The sequence below is a fragment of the Paenibacillus sp. J22TS3 genome (assembly GCF_018403205.1).
GTDB classification, from domain to species: Bacteria; Bacillota; Bacilli; order Paenibacillales; family Paenibacillaceae; genus Fontibacillus; species Fontibacillus tuaregi.
On record NZ_BOSF01000003.1, the window covers coordinates 21420 to 39547 of the forward strand.

The window sequence follows — 18128 nt, forward strand, 5'->3', positions numbered from 1 at the left end:
TTACATATTTGTGAATTTGACAATATGCTCAACTACGTTATCTACGTCACTTTTTTTCATTCTAAGATGCATAGGAAGCGAAAGAATTCTTTCACTAAGTCTGTGTGAATTAGGACAGCTTCCCTTAGCATAGGAATACATTTTGTATTCTGTATTATCTCTGTAATGAACACCTGGGTAAATTTCCGATTCATTAAGTGCTAACAACAACTCATCCCGCTTATCAACTTCTATAACATATAAATGTCTCGAAGCATCACAATTTGACGCCATAGGTACCGGTCTAATGTTTGGTTGATTACGAAATCCCTCATCGTACCAGTTAGCTAACTGTTTACGATAGGCATTATCCTGGTCTAGATACTTTAATTGAACTAGTCCAATACTGGCCATAATTGAATTGCCGTGATACTTATATCCCACATATTCAACATCGTACTTCCACTTATAAGCCCCCTTGTCATTTGACCGAGCATAAGTATCTTTATTTATGCCTAACCAGGTAAGTTTTCTGCACAGTTCATCATTGTCTTTTTCTCTAAAACAAATCATCCCGGAATCGGCGGTTGGGAGGTTCTTCACAGCTTGGAAAGAGTACACGACTGCATCTGCTTCGTTCCCAGGTACCTTCCCGTTAATTCGGGTACCTGCCATATGAGCAGCATCTAAAACTAGAGCCAAATCGTATTTCTTACATAGGTCTACAATTTCAAGATAACGACCAGCATTACCTCCGATACCAACAAATAGGATTGCTTTAGTTTTGTTAGTAATCTTGGATTCCACATCTTTTGGGTCCAAACAAAGAAATTCGTCAACATCTGCAAATACTGGTTTTAAATTCTCATATAGAATAGCATGGTTAGTTGATACAAATGTCAGTGGAGTTGTTATTACTTCAGCGTCATCGCTCCAACCATTTTGCATTTTCAATATCTTAAAGGCTAAACTCAAACCTACTGTAGCCGAATTCAAAAAATGAGCATTCTCCAGCCCCGTATATTCTTTCCAACGATCTTCGAATTGTACTGTTTTAAATCCTAATCCTGTCCAACCTTTCTCCAGACACTCTCTAATCTCTTCTAAACATTCATCAACCCGAAAAGTTGGCATAAATAATTGCGTTGACATTCTTACCACTCCATTTTATATAAATTTTAAAAACTCATGTATCGCCTCGTCAAAATGTTTCAAGGGTCCATGGTAATGATTCCACTTTGAATTATCTAACACTGAATACTTAGGACGAACTGCTCTAGATGGGGAACCGTTAGAAATAATAGATTTCACGTTATTTAGATTTAGCTTTTTCTCCTTAGCTACTAATTTGGCTAAATCATACCAAGTTGTTGTACCACTATTAGTAATATGATACGTTCCAAACGGACAGTCTAATAACTCAGTAAGGATATTTGCTAAATCAACAGTATAAGTTGGGCAACCTATCTGATCGCTCACTACATAAACGGCTTCACTCTGACTTACAAGCTTATTATAAATTGTTCTAGGGAAACATTTACCCCATCGCCCAAAAAGCCATGAAGTCCTAATAATATAATAGTCTTCATAATTTGCTCTTAAAATGTCCTCTGCTAAAAGTTTGGACATGCCGTAAACATTTAATGGGTTTGCCATGTCTCCTTCATGGTAAGGTATCGTTTGTACCCCATCAAATACATAATCAGTACTAAAAAAGGTGAGTTTTGGTTTCCTTTCTTGAAGAACTTTAAGAAGGTTATACATACTAAAACTATTTATATTATACGCTTTCAGTGGCTCGTCTTCGGCCAATTCGACATTAGTGTATCCTGCAGCATGTATAACCCAATCCGGGTTCACCTTTTTTACAGCTTCTCTTATACTGGCAATGTTGTTAAGATCCATCTCACTTCTTCTTAACCTTGTAACATTATGTCCCTTGTTAGTCAGAATATTAAATACATCCGTCCCTAGCAATCCGAATCCGCCAACCAATAAAACATTCAATTGCCCTCCACCCTTCAATTATTAGAGTCAATAGTTTTCCATAGCTGGTCTTTAGAGGAAAGTGACGGTTTACCAATTCGGTCTAGCGGCCATTCGATATTAATTGAGGGGTCATTCCAGATCAATCCATCTTCATCTGTTGGATCGTAATAATCCGTACATTTATATGAAAAAACCGCTACTTCCGATAAGACAAGGAAACCATGAGCAAACCCTTCAGGGACGTACAATTGTTTGCGATTCTCGGAGGATAGGTAAATTCCATACCATTTCTTATATGTTTCGGATTCCGTTCTTAAATCTACTGCTACATCAAAGACTTCCCCTTCAAGAACTCGAACAAGCTTCCCCTGGGGTTTGTTTTTTTGAAAGTGAAGTCCTCTCAACACGCCTTGCTTAGATAGAGATTGATTATCCTGTACAAAAGAGACATTAATACCACCTTTATTGAAATCTTCTTGTTGATATGTCTCCATAAAATATCCTCGTTCATCTCCAAATAACTTAGGCTCTACTACAATGAGCCCTTTAATATTTGTTTCTTTAAATGTAAAATTCCCCAATGTGATACTCCTTTCAATTATTTTTCACTATTTCTATCAGATACTGACCATACTGTGTTTTAAGAAGCGGTTCTGCTAACCGGATCAAATTTTCCTTCGTTATATATCCCATCCTGTAAGCAATTTCCTCAACACAAGAAATGTATAAACCTTGTCTTTTTTGAATTGCTTCTACAAAATTACTTGCTTCAAGCAATGATTCATGTGTGCCCGTGTCAAGCCAAGCCATTCCTCTACCCATAATTTCTACTGTAAGTTTTCCGTTGTCTTTATAGGCCTCGATTATTGAAGTAATCTCCAACTCACCTCTAAGGGAGGGGGTAACTCTTGATGCTATCTCTGCAACATTACTATCAAAAAAATATAGACCCGGAACGGCATAGTTTGACTTAGGTTGCAACGGTTTCTCTTCAATTGATAAGACTTTATAATTTTCATCAAACTCAACTACCCCATATGCTACTGGATCTTTTACATAACACCCAAAAATAACAGCACCTTCCTGAAGCTGAGCTGCTTTGTAAAGTGTTTTGCTAAAACTTTGCCCATAAAATATATTATCACCTAAAACCATAGCAACAGGCTGGTTTCCTATAAAAGATTCACCTATTAAAAAAGCCTCGGCTAGTCCTCTAGGTTCATGCTGAATCCGGTACTCGAAGCTCATCCCCAATTGTGACCCATCACCAAGCAAGTTTTCAAAAAAAGGAAGATCTCTAGGCGTTGATATTATTAGCACTTCTCTTATACCAGCAAGCATCAACACAGATAAAGGATAATATATCATTGGTTTATCGTAGATTGGCAGCATTTGTTTAGATATAGCCCGTGTTAATGGATACAACCTTGTTCCAGAACCTCCGGCGAGAATAATTCCCTTCATAACATAACTCCTAACAATAATATGTAGTCTTTCCATCAATTATAGCCCTGTACTAGTGCTCTATGCTAAAATATTGTCGTATCTACAAGAAAAGGAGATAAAAACGTTGTCGAATCCAGTATACGGGAAATCTATCACTACGTCGAGGAACCCAGATAAAACATCTACTTCCAATTTAGTACTATCCATAGCCCTAATCTTATTTCTAGTATGGGCTCCATTCCAAGCCGGGCTGTTTAATGGGCTGGAATTAAACTTTGAAGCACCAATGTACTGGGCAAATATTATCATTTGTGTCCTCTTACTTGCCGGAATTGCCACCTTTTTTAAAAGTTTTAAATTAGACGAAAATAGAGAGCTGCTAGCGATTTCTGCTCTTCTTCTACCTTTATCTTATATCCTTGCCCTAATCTCGGCAGCATCGGCTTACCAAGCCATGAACATGGTGCTGATTCAGTGTTCTTATGCATTCTTGTTTATCATCTCTGTTTATTTACTTAGAAACAAGAACAGCAGCCGTTTAATCGAATCCGCAATTATCGGAATAGCTTATCTCATTATTCTGTTCGGACTGTTAAATTGGCTGGGGGAGACCAAATTCAGCGGAGCCCTGGTAGGCTGGTTCTCCAAAATTGTGGTTAACGGAGTGTATACTCAGGCCGTCTGGATTGATGCCAATGGTCCACGCCTGGCTTCTGTATTTCAATATCCGAATACATACGCTGCATTTCTAATGGCCATCTTCTTCGTAGCAATCTTCTGTATTACAAGATCTAAGAAATGGTATGTACAGGCATTACATGCATTTATGCTGGTCCCTATGATTGTGTCAGTCCTACTTACTCTTTCCCGCGGGGGATTAGTATTCCTTCCAGTAATATTTGTTGTATTATTACTGTTCCTGAAACCCGTCAACCAACTTTTATGGATCATATACAGCGTCATCTCAGGGGTCGCTGCGCTGCTTATTTCTAAACCCGTTACTAATTTAGGACAGCAATTCTGGATTAACCAAGTACCAGCGGGAAAAGGTTGGATATATATTCTGACAGCATCTTTAGCGGTATCCGCAGTCTGCTTGCTTATTCAGAAATACGTGGCCCCATGGCTAAATGCTAAACTTGGCGCTTGGACAGAGCGAAGACTATCTAACTTATGGTTACCTTTAGGTTCTATCGTTATAGTCGGACTATTAGCCGGACTTCTCATTGGAACTAACCTTAAAAATATACTTCCAGGTAATATTGGTGAACGTCTGGACACCATTAACCTTCAGCAGCACAGTGTGTTAGAACGTTTTACCTTCTACCGGGATACCATCAAGGTTGTCAAAGATTATCCGATCATTGGTGCCGGAGGCGGTGCATGGGCATCTCTATATGAGAAGTACCAGAATAACCCGTACTCCAGTCGTCAGGCCCACAGCTTCTTTATGCAGTACTTGGTAGAAGTCGGACTTCTTGGATTCATCATTTTTATGGCTTTTATTATTTATATTTTTTACAAGTACATTCGCGGGTACATTCAGTCTGATCTGAATCAGCGGGAATCCTACTTCATTTACTTTATCCTAGCGCTATCTATCCTGCTCCATAGCACGATGGACTTTAACATGAGCTACGTGTTCATGGGCATACTCGTATTTATTGGGCTTGGTGGAATGTCTGCCGGAATACAGGGCAAACCTCTAAAGAAGTTTAAAGTAAAAGCAGAGGCTGCAAGACCGCTCTACAGTATTGTTCTTGGGGCAGCCGCGATTGTCCTTATCGTTGTATCCATTCGCTTCCTTCAAGCAACGAATAATACAGTAGCAGCTAGAGACCTCACCAAGAGCAGTACAGATTTTTCAACTATAAAGAAAGGCTTTGATAAAGCGCTCAGCATTCGCAGTTCACAACCCGTTGCAGTCCTTTATGAAAGTGCATTGTTGCAGCAAGCTTATAAGCAGACGAAAGATGACGCCTTTTATAACGAGTCCCTTAACCTGCTGACTAATGCACTTAAGAAAGAGCCTTTTAATAAAGATTTTCTTAATACGTTAATGGCTGGGTATCAACTGAAGAATGAACAAGAGCAAGCATATCGGGTTCTTGCCGACAATGCCGACAAATTTGCCTGGGATATCAGCTGGTATGAGAAGCTCATTGCCCAATCGTTCGAACTGGGTTATCAGTCACTTGGACAAGGTGATACCGCTAAGCGTGATGCATACTTTAAAACAGGCTTAGAAGCATATGATCACGTAATCAAAGGAATTGCCCATTTAAAAACTCTTCCGCCTGGTCAGCTTCAGGGGCAACCTTTTGACCTCAGTCCAACGATGTCTCTCAATGCCGGGAAGATGCAGTTTATATCCAAGCAGCCGAAGTTAGCTGCTGATATTTTGAAAAAAGCTCTCACAGCCGACTTCTCTAATGCTACCAACCGTGAAGTTGCAATCTGGTACTTGGCCGCTATAGAGAAATCCAGTGCTAAGGACGAAGGCGTTTCAAAATCTTTACTGCAAGCTGACCCTACAGCAAAAGAGCAAATTGCTAACCTGGTTCGAATTTTCTAATCACAAATAGTTAAAAAAGTGTCCCTGCAAAATTCAAATGCAGAGGGCACTTTTTTTGACTGAGAGATCCAGAAACTACTGCCGACATACAGTAAAAATCACCCCAAAAACGCAAACCACTGCTGCACCAGCTCCCACGTGCCTTTGTTCCATTTCAGCAGGTTGGTCATATACCCAAATCTGTCTGCATGATACAGTCCACTAACCCCCTGAAGGGCCATCAGCTCATAGGTGCCGTCCCGGTCCAGGTCTATCGGATACAAGCCGCTGAGCGGATCGGTAAAGCCCTGAACCGGCTTTTTCAAGGTACCGTTCGGATTGTAGATTTGATTTAAATACTCCTCACCCCGTGAGGCAATATTTACGGTGTAGGTTTTATCTGCCCCAGGGCTGCTGACACGCAGCAGGTAGTTGTCTAAATAATCTACGGTATAGTTCCACATCTGATTATACTTTTCCGAATCAAAAATCAAATTCATCTGTCCACCTGCGAAAGTATAGAGATAGTCAAATGTTGTGGCCCCCGACCCTCCTGTGTCTATCCTAATAAGAATGTCATCTACTTTATCTCCCGTAAAATCACCTAGAAACAAAGTAGGCTGATATCCGGCGTTATTTTCGGGTTGTACCCGAAATGTGCGGCGGTCTCCCCAGCTGTGCACCACAAGCGTAATTCCGGTGATATACGGGCTGTCCGCAGTGACCCTCCCAGTTAAAATCACAGTATCCGGGACACTGTCCCCGGTAACATCCCCGATCTTCTGGTCCAGTACCTGCTCTGAGTCGGCGGGCCTGAGTCCAGGTAAGGAACTATAGCTTGTATTCATAGGCGGATTCCCCTTGCATTGATTTTGCATTTAATATATGACCAGGCGGATGCAAGGGTGACTTCTACGAATAAAACCAAAAGCCAGGTTCCAACAACCAGGTCTCCTGAACTTACAGGCAAGCTATAAATATAGTTCAGCACCTAGGCCCCGGAGCTGTGGGATATTAGCTGGGCTGTATAAGTAAACCTGTATATAGTATGAATAGTAATATAATGGATGAAGAGTGGGAGGACTTTATTATGAGGAAAACATTTACTAAAAGGAGATAAGTAAAGATGAAAAATAAATTCGAATTTACTGCGATCGTCTTAATAGGCAATGGCGAGTTAACAGACGACTTTACCGTTGATCTTGCCAAAATGGTTGACCGACTCACCGCACAGATGGCGGTCGCCAAGAATGCACTGCAGACCATTGCGGAGAGCTCAGCACCAGGTAACGAGGTATCCAAGACTATTGCCGCAAAAGCTCTAAAAGCGATTGCCGAGTAGTTATGTTCCTGCTCGATTCGACAATTGTACTAAGATTTTGATGGATCATTTCACCACAAGTTGTATAAAAGGCATTGGAGATGGCAAAAACGGCCCCCAGAAATATCAGGCTGGCCTAAACAATAAGAAGCCGCCCTCAACCAGGGCGGCTTCTAACCATATTCTCTCATGGTTATATTTAATTATGAACCAAGGAATGGATAAGCCAGCCTTCCCTAACCTATTCCTCAGTCCAACTTGTTATTAGTAAAAATCCGACAGGAAACCGACAACCCGCGCCATACGGGCGGGCCAGGCATCGACGCTCAGATCACGCACCGTATGAACCAGGACAAGGCCAATACAGCTGTCCGGTATTCCCTCTGTTACTTCACCAGCTGTCCACGGGTAACCCCCAGCTGGTTGGTTGCCTTCAGCTGCTTCCATACCTGGGTGCCGCTGATCTCCCCCCGCAGTGCGCGAGTGTACAGATCAATGACTTCCAGCACCTGCTCCGGAGTCTCCTCCAGGAACTCCACGCGGTAGCTCGGTACCCCGGCTTCCATGAAGTGGTTCAGATACTCAGCCCCCGACTGCTCGATCGCATTGTATACCGTATTGCGGCAGCCCTCGTCCACCCGCACCGGGTGGGACATGCCGATCCGGTCCTGAAGCGATGCGCGGTGCTCTTCACATGGGCGTCCGCAGTTCGTATAATCTGTACCTTCACTGAGGAACGTGCAGTATACGCAGTGCTCGGTATGGAACATCGGCAGATGCTGATGAATGACAATTTCCATCTCCGCCGTCCGGCTCTTGCCGAGAAGATCAACCATCTGCTGAATGTTCAGGTCGTAAGATGGAGTGACCCGGTCAACGCCTGCTTCGAGGAACAATTCAACCGCTTTATGATTCGCAATGTTCAAGGAGAAGTCGCCGATCAGCATCGGCTGAGGCGCATCCGGGTTCTCCAGGCGGTGGCGCAGGTAATAATAAAGCGCACCGGTGTTGCGCACCAGCACCGCGTCGGGCTGAAGACGCAGGATGTTGTTATGGTAGCCGTTCTCGCCAGGCATATGAATGCGCGGCGTAGCCAGCGCAATCGGCTTGCCTGCCTGGCGGGCGGCTTCCACCGCTGCCGGGAACTGCTTGATGAACTCGAAGTCGGCGTAAATCATATCCACGCCGGTCTTCAGGGCAGCCTGCACCTGTTCCAGGCTGCGGCACAGCGCGGTCAGCTTCGCCTGACCGCGGGCAACCGGCTGCGCGGGCTTCGCCGCGTCGCCGTAAATCTCTACCGCCCGTTTCACATACACGGGCGGCTTCGGACGCTCGCCTGCGAGCAGCTCCACCGCGCGGCGGCGGATGCTGTTCAGCTCGCGGATGGGCACGATCACGTCGCCATGCAGCTCCGTATCCAGCTCTTCGAGCTGGAACACCGTGCCGCCGAGGCGGCCGAGCTGCTCTTCCAGCAGCGCGTGGTCCATCGGGCGCTTCTGAGCGACTTCCAGCTCCAGCTCCGAGTCTACCCGGACGGTAGTGCCTTTCTGCACGTCCGTCCAGAACGTGACGAGCGGCTGACCCGCATGCCCGATGGCCCGGACACGGACCGGGAACACCCGGTACGGCTTCTCCGTCTCAAAAGTCTGGCGCATCCGCTTGTCCAATGCCGGGTCACTTGTCTTCCAGATGCGGTCCCCGACGTGCAGCTTGCGCAGATCCACATCATTGCGGCCGGGTACAATATCAATGATCCAGCCTTCACCAGCTTCTCCTTCGATCTTAACGCCCTTGCGGCGCAGATCGTAGACGCGCCCGCCTTCTTCCTTCTTCGTAGGGTCTCCGGCGTCAAATACAATTCCGTCGCCGCGTTTCAGCGGCGCATCCAGACGGCACACCACGCCGTCTCTCAAGATCTGCTCGATCCGGCCGAGATATACCCCGCGGCTCTTTGGAAAAGTCCCTTCCACCAGCTTCTTGTTGTTCGTACCTTCCAGGAAGCCGTGGGTGAATCCGCGCGAGAAGCTCTGCTGAAGCTCACGAATCTCCTCCTTGGAGATGCGCTCCTTGTTCCCCTCGAAATACAGATCAATGGCCTTGCGGTATTTGCTCACCACGTTAGCCACATATTCCGGGCTCTTCATACGCCCTTCGATTTTGAACGAGGTTACGCCCGCTTCTATCAGTTCAGGCATAATATCGACGGCAGCCAAGTCCTTAGGAGACAGCAGATAAGCCACATCCCCCATCGGCTTCTGCTCGCCGTCCACCATCAGATCATAAGGCAGGCGGCAGGCCTGAGCACATTCTCCACGGTTCGCCGAGCGTCCGCCCCACATTTCAGAGGTAAGACACTGCCCAGAGTAAGACACACAGAGTGCCCCGTGGACAAACACTTCCATCGGAAGCTTCGCCTGCTCACCGATCTTCTGAATCTGCTTGAGATTGTTCTCACGCCCAAGCACAACCCGCTCCATATTGAACGGCTTGGTAAATTCGACCGCTTCCGGCGAGGTGATCGTCATTTGTGTTGATCCGTGAATCGGGAAGTCCGGGGAGATTTCGCGGATCATTTTGACCAGACCCAAATCCTGCACGATAACTGCATCCACACCCGCATCAATACAAGCTTCAATCAATTCCTTGGCATCCGCTAACTCATCCTCAAAAACAAGGATGTTGAAGGTCAGGAACCCTTTAACCCCGTAGCTGTGCAGATATCCCATGATCTCGGGCAGCTCTGCCATGCGGAAGTTGTTGGCCCGGGCCCGGGCATTAAACTTTTCCACACCGAAAAAGATCGCATCGGCCCCGTTGGCCACGGCCGCACGCATGCAGTCCCAATCGCCGGCAGGAGCCAGAAGCTCCACGTCTTGTCTTGTTATTGCTGTACTGCTCATTTATGTCCTCCCGGATCGGATTGGACCGATCAGATATATTTTAAGTGTAACCCTCTATCCTGAATCTTAATTCAAAGCCGCTTTAACTAGTATAGTTTATCAGAATTCAGAGCAATGCTCTAGCGAAAAGAAAGAAATTGGCATCATTATTTTCATTTTCAAAGATGCAGTCTTAGTCCTGCAAAAAAGAAAGCTCTACCGAGATCTCACTCTCATGCAGAGCTTTTTGCTTAGCACCTATTACTTCGTCCATCCAAAAGATTCAACCGTCTTCTGCAGCGCCGCTTTCTGCTCCGTCGTCCGGTTCGAATCATTTATTACAGAAGTGATCCGGTAGGCTGTGCCATCCCGGCTGAATAGAATCAGCTGCTTCGATTTGGGTACGCCCCCTTCAGTCTGATGGATGCGAAACACCGTTGCCGGAACACCAGCAAAAGTCACTTTATCCACACCTTCCAGAACAAAGTCCTTATTGCTCTGGGCAGCTTCATTATAATAGCTCCGCAGCTGGGAAACCCTCAGGTCCGGGTCGCTGGCCGGCTCAGTTTCAATCTTGAAGCTCCCGCCGGTGAACTGGTATTCTGCCCCGGATTGCTCATAACGCTCACTAATGCTTCGCCAATACAAAGGAATGGATACCGAATAGTGGTAGCTGCCCGAAGCTTTCATGACACTCTTAGCCAGGTCAGATTGGAAGCGCCGATTCTCCAGATTGCCGAAATAATTGGTGTTTCCCTCAAAATCAATATCCAGGGAGGAGAGAATAGATTTGAAGGTATCTTGTCCGCTCTCCTGTGGTATCGGAGCCGTATACTCCAGCAGATACCTGTACCCCCCGTTAATTAGCAATGCCCGCTTCAACTGCCTCCAGCCATCACCGTAGTTATATTCCGCTTCCTGAAGCAGTCCTTTCTCCCCGGCCGCCTCAGTAGAAGATTTACTCTTGAATTGATAAGCTTCCGGGATAAACTTCTGTTTGTCCTGTCCGGTCAGCTGATCTGCCCAGCTCTCCAATGTTAAACCCTTGGGTGCCGATGAAATATAGACTGCCAGGGATTCCCCATTCTTTCCGGTATAGGTCATTTGACTGGAGTCTGCGCTCCAACCCGCCGGAATCAGAAGCGATATTCCATATTCCTCATTCACGGCTTCAACCATTCCATTCTTGACGTTGGAAACATCCTTAATGGTTGTATCCGAAGGATCGAAGCCAGGCCGGAATGAATCCAGAAAAGCATCATAGTCCTTTAAGTCTTTATAGGATTTGGCTGTCTGGGATAGCAGATACAAGGTGTAAATGCGCTTATTTCCGTAGTAAGCTCGTCCTTCCCACAGCGAACCGTCTTTATCCGACGAGATGATGCGGGCATACGGAACCGGGGCTGCCGGAAAAGTGCTCTGATCAAGCACCGTCTCCCCACTGTTCCGGGAGCTCGTAAGCAGCACATCCATAAGCGTATCCGTATCAGCCTCCTTTGCCAAAAGATCCCCGGCATGAACCTCTACATAGTATGTATCTCCGCTATCCGAAAATGTCGTCACACTCTCATCCGTACTGCTGCCCAGGATTAGATCCTGCGGATAATCGAGACTCCATCCGTAATAACTGCTGCCAATTCGGGTCTTGCCCGAATCTGTGTTGATATTTCCTTCATCGCCGGAATCAGCTTGTTCGCCATCTTGAAGGCTTACCGTAATTTGACCCTTCCCGCTGGTTGTAACCTTTGCACCTATCCCGTTCGCAATCAGACGAAGAGGCGCCATCAGGGTATTTTGCAGCATCGCGGGAGCTGCTTCAGATCTATATTTCCGACCGTCTATCCAAATGGTCGGGCTGCCTACTGCCAACGTGACTTTGTGGCCGTTCTGCTGCAGCGTGACCTCGTTCCCGTCCCGCATTTTGATGTCGGCTCCAAACGCCTTCTTAAATACCCCCAGTGGAACCATCGTTACCCCATGAATTTGGTAAGGCTGCACAATGGACTGGGCAGAGCCATTGATCTGCGCATTCTTGCTTCCTACAGTGATTTGCAGTTCCAGGGACTTTCCGGCATAGGCCGTCAAAGATAAACCTGACATCCCTAGCAGAAGGGCAAGTATAAGAGAAACCGCGCCCGTTTTTTGTAGAATTTTCATAATTGAAGAATCAACCTCTTCCCATGAATACTTAATAAAATGAACTATATAAAATAAATGCTTGAACTAGATATCCAAGTAGGGTTATTTCGGAAACAAAGGCGGACGCTCCGCTTCTTCAGAATCACTCGGGATCGAAGCTGAGAGAGGTTAATTTTTAACGTTCGTTTTATAGTTTACCTTGAACCACTTGTTTCCTAGCCTTCTACTAGTGTTTAATCATTCCTGATCGTCTATAGACTGATCCTCACCCTTCTCAGATGTACCGGCACCGCTAAGTGAACCGGAGTCTTTGGACAAAACCAGCTTCCGGGTGACAATATCGCCCCCCGATTCCAGCCACAGCGTGACCGTCTGACCAGGGCTGTAAGACTTGAGAAGCTCGTTCAAATCCACAACAGATGAAACCTTCCTGCCATCCAGCCTGTAGAGGACATCCCCTTTCTGAAGCCCGGCTTTTTGGGCTTCCGCAGAGTGGACATTCTTCACTGTCATTGGCTCATCGCCAGGCAATCCAACAACAGCCGACCAACTCTCTTCGAGTTCTACGCCAAGGGAAGGACGGTTAACCGTCCCATACTCGAACAGTTGATCAACCACATACTGTACCGTATTCACCGGAATGGAGAAGCCCATGTTCTCAACCCCGATAGCTTCAAATTTCATGGAATTTATTCCGATGACCTCACCCTTCATATTCAGCAGCGGTCCCCCGCTGTTTCCCGGATTGATCGCCGTATCCGTCTGGATTAACCGATAAGCCGCATTCACTGCACGGTTAACTCCACTGACAATTCCTTGTGTTGCCGAGTTCCGCAGGGAGAAAGAGATCGGGGTTCCAAGCGCGATAACCTTCTCTCCGACAACGGTACTTCGCGAAGCCGGAGCGAACTTGGCCGGGTGCAGTGACTTTGCGTTTATTTTGATTAGGGCAATATCGCTGACTTCATCTACATAAGATTCCACAATGCTGTAAGACTTGCCGTCCGCCGTTACTACAAGCGCATTCGTAAGTCCCTGTACCACATGTGTATTTGTTACAATCCAGCCATCTGAACGGATAATCACACCGGTTCCATGGGCAAGATCATAGCGGCTGTCCCCTTGACTCTTATTTGCCTGTTCGCTCGCTTTCCCAATGATCCCTACTACAGAAGGAGAAACCTTCTGTATAATTTGAGGAACTGGGTCCACTTGTGTGGTTACTGTAGCTCGGGCAGAATTTGAGCTTGCTTTTGAGTTTGCACTTGAGCTTGATTTTGAATTTGGGTTTGATTTAGCCTTCACTGTCTGAATAGAATCGGCCTTCACCTTACTGGATATTCCCTTGCTTGTTAAAGGGCTGGAGGATGCTCCCGCAGGTACTGCAATCCCGCTGCCTAACCCCAATACCACTCCAAACAGCAGCCCTGCCGCTACTTTACCTTTCAATTCCATATGCTTGTCCGCCCCTCTCTTTCTATAACGCCTAAATGAATCAAACTGACTCCCTATCTTACCTATAAGTGAACAATTAAAATAGAGAAAATAGGCTATATAAAATGAACTTAAGAAGATTGCCTTTTGGGCGCTGCGATGCCGAGTGTTCTTACGACCACGGTTATATCCGAAATGCTTGAACTATATAAGTTGAACTATGAATTTACAGGTAGGGCAGCCGTGTGAAATGTTCTTCCGATCGCTGTTGTGCCCAGATTTCTTGATTAAATTTATTAAGGTAGAAGTCCGGTCACAAAGGCGAACGCTTCGCTTCTCCTGAATCATTTCACACTATTGCCTATTAGCAATTCTTAAGTTCAACTTATATAGATACCCAGTGGGGCATTTGGGAGACAAAGGCGGATGCTCGGCTTCTTCAGAATCCCTCGTCCTCTCCGCTAAAGAAAGGTTAATTCTAAAGTTCATTTTATATACAGTACACAGTGTACCTAATCGAACCTCGTTTCTTAAGCTTATTTCATATAGTACGAACAATATTCCTAGGATTCGCTGTTCTTCATAGATTCTTATTATCGATAACGATAACAGATAGAATTAATCTCAAAGGCAGCCTCTGTCATATCTGCGGAAACGTGTTACGGCCATGCCATATTGATGCCCTTTTCTTTAGTTCATCTTATGGTATCTATCATTTTGGAACGTTTTGGTAGAAATACTGTAGCACAGTTCCAGCCCCTTCACAATTGACCGGAAGAGGGATTTTTTGCGGATATCCTTAAACGAAAAAACACCCCGCCCGCAACAGCAGACGAAGTGTCTCTAACCATGTTGATTATTCAGAAGTTGACTTGGTTCTTAGCTGAACCAGGCCTTGATCATCGCAAAATCGGTTGCTAAGAACACGAGCAGGCTGATAATTCCGAAACCGATTGCAAAGAAGTTTTTGTCACGGGCTTTGATCAGGCGGAAAACCCCGATAACAATCAGAATAGTAAACAGCAGCATAAAAATATCAAACATGTTAAAGGTAGTTGTTGTTTCTCCCGGTTCTATCGCAAGCAACCTCATGCTGGAGACCTCCTCTGAATTCACAAAATTTACACATCTCCTTATATGTTATCTTCACCCAGGAGCAGATGCAAGCGAAATATAAAACTTTTTTTGGTGCCATTTTGCTTAATATATCCAATAAGACTTTTCACGCTCGATTATGGGCAAAAAGGCCCTTCTGCTTCCAGAAAAGGGCCTCTCGTGTTGTTGTGCTACTGTCTTCGGATGGCGATACAAATTCCAATCCAGCTGCAAAAGCCACTCCTGCCGCTTCGAAAAGATCGCTCATGCTATCTCCCGCCTGAATCTTTATTTTAAAGTTCATCTTATACAGAACGGACGGGAAACCTCAGCAAGTAATTTTGATGCATCTGTAATCCCAAAACACCTGTACTATCCTTACACAGTGGAGGCTTCCCGCTCTCTAAGCTCTTGGCTCCGCTTGGTATCCCGCTCAAGGATAGGTTTAAGATATCTTCCCGTGTAGGACTCTTCCACCTTAACCAGCTCTTCCGGTGTCCCCGTAGCTATGATCGTTCCGCCGCCGCTTCCTCCTTCTGGACCCAGGTCAATCAGATAGTCTGCGGTCTTGATGACATCAAGATTGTGCTCAATGACAAGCACGGTCTCCCCGGAATCTACCAGGCGGTGCAGCACCTTAAGCAGCCGGTCAATATCATCAACGTGCAGCCCGGTCGTCGGCTCATCCAGAATGTACATCGTCTTGCCGGTGCTGCGGCGGTACAGCTCTGACGCCAACTTCACCCGCTGAGCCTCTCCTCCGGAGAGGGTTGTAGCCGGCTGACCCATGGTCACATAACCAAGACCTACGTCGAGAATTGTCTGAAGCTTGCGGTGAATCTTGGGAATGTTCTGGAAGAACTCTGTGGCATCCTCCACGGTCATCTCCAGCACATCGGCGATACTCTTGTCTTTATATTTAACTTCCAGTGTCTCCCGGTTATAGCGCTTGCCCTTACAAATCTCACAAGGAACATATACATCGGGAAGGAAGTGCATCTCTATCTTGATAATCCCGTCTCCGCGGCACGCCTCACAGCGTCCGCCCTTGATGTTGAAGCTGAAGCGGCCCTTCTTATAACCCCGAATCTTCGCTTCATTCGTCTGGGAGAACAGATCGCGAATGTCATCGAATACTCCGGTATACGTAGCCGGGTTGGAACGAGGTGTGCGGCCGATTGGCGACTGGTCGATATCGACCACCTTCTCAATATGCTCCAGCCCCTTCATCTCGCGGTACTGCCCCGGGCGGACCTTCGCCCGGTTCAAATCCCGGGCCAGAGTCTTGTACAAGATCTCGTTAACCAAGGTCGACTTGCCTGAACCGGATACCCCAGTGACCGCCGAGAACACACCAATCGGAATCTTCACATTCAGGTTCTTGAGGTTGTTCTCCTTAGCCCCCTTGATCTCGATCCAGCGCCCATCGGGCTTCCTGCGTTCCGCACTCACCGGAATGAACTTCCGGCCGCTAAGGTACTGGCCTGTTAGAGACGCCTCGTCTTCCATGACCTCAGCAGGTGTCCCTTGGGAAACCACCTGCCCGCCATGAATCCCTGCTCCCGGACCAATATCGATAATGTAGTCGCAGGCCAGCATGGTGTCCTCATCATGCTCAACAACGATGAGCGTATTTCCGAGGTCACGCATATGCTTCAGCGTTTCGATCAACCGGTCGTTATCCCGTTGATGGAGGCCGATACTCGGCTCATCCAGAATATACAGAACGCCCATCAGACTGGAACCGATCTGGGTAGCCAGACGAATACGCTGAGCTTCGCCCCCTGACAGCGTTCCTGCTGCCCGGCTCATCGTCAGATAATCGAGGCCGACATTCACGAGGAAGCCGAGACGGCTGTTGATCTCTTTGAGAATCATATGAGCGATCGTCTGTTCCTTCTCACTGAGCTTCAACTCATTGAAGAAGTTCATGGCCTCTCCGATGGAGAGCGACGTTACATAGGCCATATTCTGCCCGGCTACAGTCACAGCCAGGCTTTCTTTCTTGAGACGCTGCCCTTTGCAGGTGCCGCACGGCTTCGCAGCCATGAAACCTTCAATAAATTCACGGATGCCGTCCGATGCAGTCTCCCGGTATCTCCGCTCCAGATTCGGAACAATGCCCTCGAATGTAACGTAAGCTTCCTTGCTCTGACCGAAGTCGTTCTGATACCGGAAGCGTATCTTCTGTGAGCCTGTACCATAGAGGAGCTTGTCCATCTGCTCCTTGGTCAGCTCCGATACCGGCACATCCTGCGGAATATGATAGTGCTCGGCAACCGATCTTAGATATTGCGGATAGTAGTTAGAAGTACTTCCTGCCCAGGCCTCGAACGCCCCATCTTCAATGCTCTTGCGGGGATCGGGAACAAGCAGATCCGGGTCAATGACCATCTTGGCACCCAGACCGTCACATTCCGGGCAAGCCCCGAACGGGCTGTTAAATGAGAACATGCGCGGCGCAAGCTCCTCAATGCTGAAGCCGCAGATCGGGCAGGCAAAGTTGGAGCTGAAGCGCAGCTCCTCCTGGCCGATAATATCCACCAGAATCTGCCCGCCGGACATCTTGAGCGCAGTCTCGATCGAATCAGCAAGACGGGACTGAACGTCCTCCTTCACCACGATCCGGTCCACCACAACCTCGATCGTATGTTTCTTATTCTTTTCCAGCTCAATATTTTCCGACAAATCACGCAGTTCCCCGTTCACCCGGACACGGACAAAGCCCTGCTTGCTGATCTCAGCAAACAGGCTCTTGTGCTCCCCTTTTCTTCCGGAAATCACGGGAGCGAGAATCTGCAAGCGCGTCTTCTCCGGATACTGCATAATACGGTCCACCATCTGTTCCACTGTCTGGGATGTAATCTCAATCCCGTGCTCCGGGCAGTGAGGATGGCCGATCCGGGCAAACAGCAGGCGCAGGTAATCATAAATCTCGGTCACCGTACCTACGGTAGAACGCGGGTTGCGGCTGGTCGTCTTCTGATCAATGGAGATAGCGGGTGATAATCCTTCAATCGAATCGACATCCGGCTTCTCCATCTGTCCCAGGAACTGGCGCGCATAAGCGGATAAGGATTCCACATAGCGTCGTTGGCCTTCAGCATAGATCGTATCAAAGGCAAGCGAGGATTTCCCCGAACCGCTAAGTCCGGTAAGAACAACAAAGCGGTCACGCGGGATCGTAATATCTATATTCTTCAAATTGTGCGCACGGGCACCTTTTATGACAATATTCTCTATAGCCATCGTTTCATCTCCTTAAAGCTCCGCTCCATCGGCGGCTGCTTAC

General features: G+C 46.8%; 12 protein-coding genes. 2 read left to right on the plus strand and 10 right to left on the minus strand.

The annotated features are described in order from the left end of the window. The 4 genes from KJS63_RS09905 to rfbA are packed head-to-tail and all read right to left on the minus strand — an operon-like array spanning position 1 to position 3432. Positions 1-1131, minus strand: a complete 1131-nt coding sequence (locus KJS63_RS09905) for a DegT/DnrJ/EryC1/StrS family aminotransferase (protein ID WP_213618981.1) — start codon at positions 1129-1131, stop codon at positions 1-3. A gap of 15 nt (positions 1132-1146) precedes the next feature. Further along, complete coding sequence (gene rfbD, locus KJS63_RS09910) at positions 1147-1986, minus strand: dTDP-4-dehydrorhamnose reductase (RefSeq protein WP_213618982.1); 840 nt, start codon at positions 1984-1986, stop codon at positions 1147-1149. 14 nt (positions 1987-2000) lie between these two features. After that, complete coding sequence (rfbC, locus tag KJS63_RS09915) at positions 2001-2549, minus strand: dTDP-4-dehydrorhamnose 3,5-epimerase (protein WP_213618983.1); 549 nt, start codon at positions 2547-2549, stop codon at positions 2001-2003. A gap of 13 nt (positions 2550-2562) precedes the next feature. Further along, positions 2563-3432 (minus strand): glucose-1-phosphate thymidylyltransferase RfbA, encoded by an 870-nt coding sequence (gene rfbA, locus KJS63_RS09920; RefSeq protein WP_213618984.1) that lies wholly within the window; start codon positions 3430-3432, stop codon positions 2563-2565. A 106-nt stretch (positions 3433-3538) separates the two neighbouring features. Between rfbA and KJS63_RS09925 the strand changes: the two genes are divergently transcribed. Beyond that, positions 3539-5989 carry an O-antigen ligase family protein gene (locus KJS63_RS09925; RefSeq protein ID WP_213618985.1) on the plus strand — a complete coding sequence of 817 codons (2451 nt, stop codon included), beginning with the start codon at positions 3539-3541 and terminating at the stop codon, positions 5987-5989. Positions 5990-6087: 98 nt separating this feature from the next. On the opposite strand, the gene KJS63_RS09930 is transcribed toward KJS63_RS09925, so the two are convergent. Continuing rightward, the gene (locus tag KJS63_RS09930) at positions 6088-6816 is read right to left on the minus strand and encodes a VCBS repeat-containing protein (protein WP_244862558.1); all 729 of its coding nucleotides are present in this window, start codon (positions 6814-6816) and stop codon (positions 6088-6090) included. A 278-nt stretch (positions 6817-7094) separates the two neighbouring features. On the opposite strand from KJS63_RS09930, the gene KJS63_RS09935 reads away from it, so the two are divergent. After that, the gene (locus tag KJS63_RS09935; RefSeq protein ID WP_213618986.1) at positions 7095-7310 is read left to right on the plus strand and encodes a hypothetical protein; all 216 of its coding nucleotides are present in this window, start codon (positions 7095-7097) and stop codon (positions 7308-7310) included. Positions 7311-7675: 365 nt separating this feature from the next. On the opposite strand, the gene KJS63_RS09940 is transcribed toward KJS63_RS09935, so the two are convergent. The 5 genes from KJS63_RS09940 to uvrA form a co-directional block, all read right to left on the minus strand. Further along, positions 7676-10189, minus strand: a complete 2514-nt coding sequence (locus tag KJS63_RS09940) for a U32 family peptidase (RefSeq protein WP_213618987.1) — start codon at positions 10187-10189, stop codon at positions 7676-7678. Between the two features lie 240 nt (positions 10190-10429). Next, on the minus strand, positions 10430-12325 hold the full coding sequence (locus KJS63_RS09945; protein ID WP_213618988.1) for a copper amine oxidase N-terminal domain-containing protein: 1896 nt from the start codon (positions 12323-12325) through the stop codon (positions 10430-10432). Positions 12326-12544: 219 nt separating this feature from the next. Next, positions 12545-13762, minus strand: a complete 1218-nt coding sequence (locus KJS63_RS09950; protein WP_213618989.1) for a S1C family serine protease — start codon at positions 13760-13762, stop codon at positions 12545-12547. 858 nt (positions 13763-14620) lie between these two features. Beyond that, a complete protein-coding gene (locus tag KJS63_RS09955; protein ID WP_068620503.1) occupies positions 14621-14833 on the minus strand; it encodes a DUF2759 family protein in 213 nt (70 codons plus the stop codon). A 381-nt stretch (positions 14834-15214) separates the two neighbouring features. Continuing rightward, positions 15215-18085 carry an excinuclease ABC subunit UvrA gene (gene uvrA, locus KJS63_RS09960; RefSeq protein ID WP_068620509.1) on the minus strand — a complete coding sequence of 957 codons (2871 nt, stop codon included), beginning with the start codon at positions 18083-18085 and terminating at the stop codon, positions 15215-15217. Positions 18086-18128 lie beyond the last annotated feature (43 nt).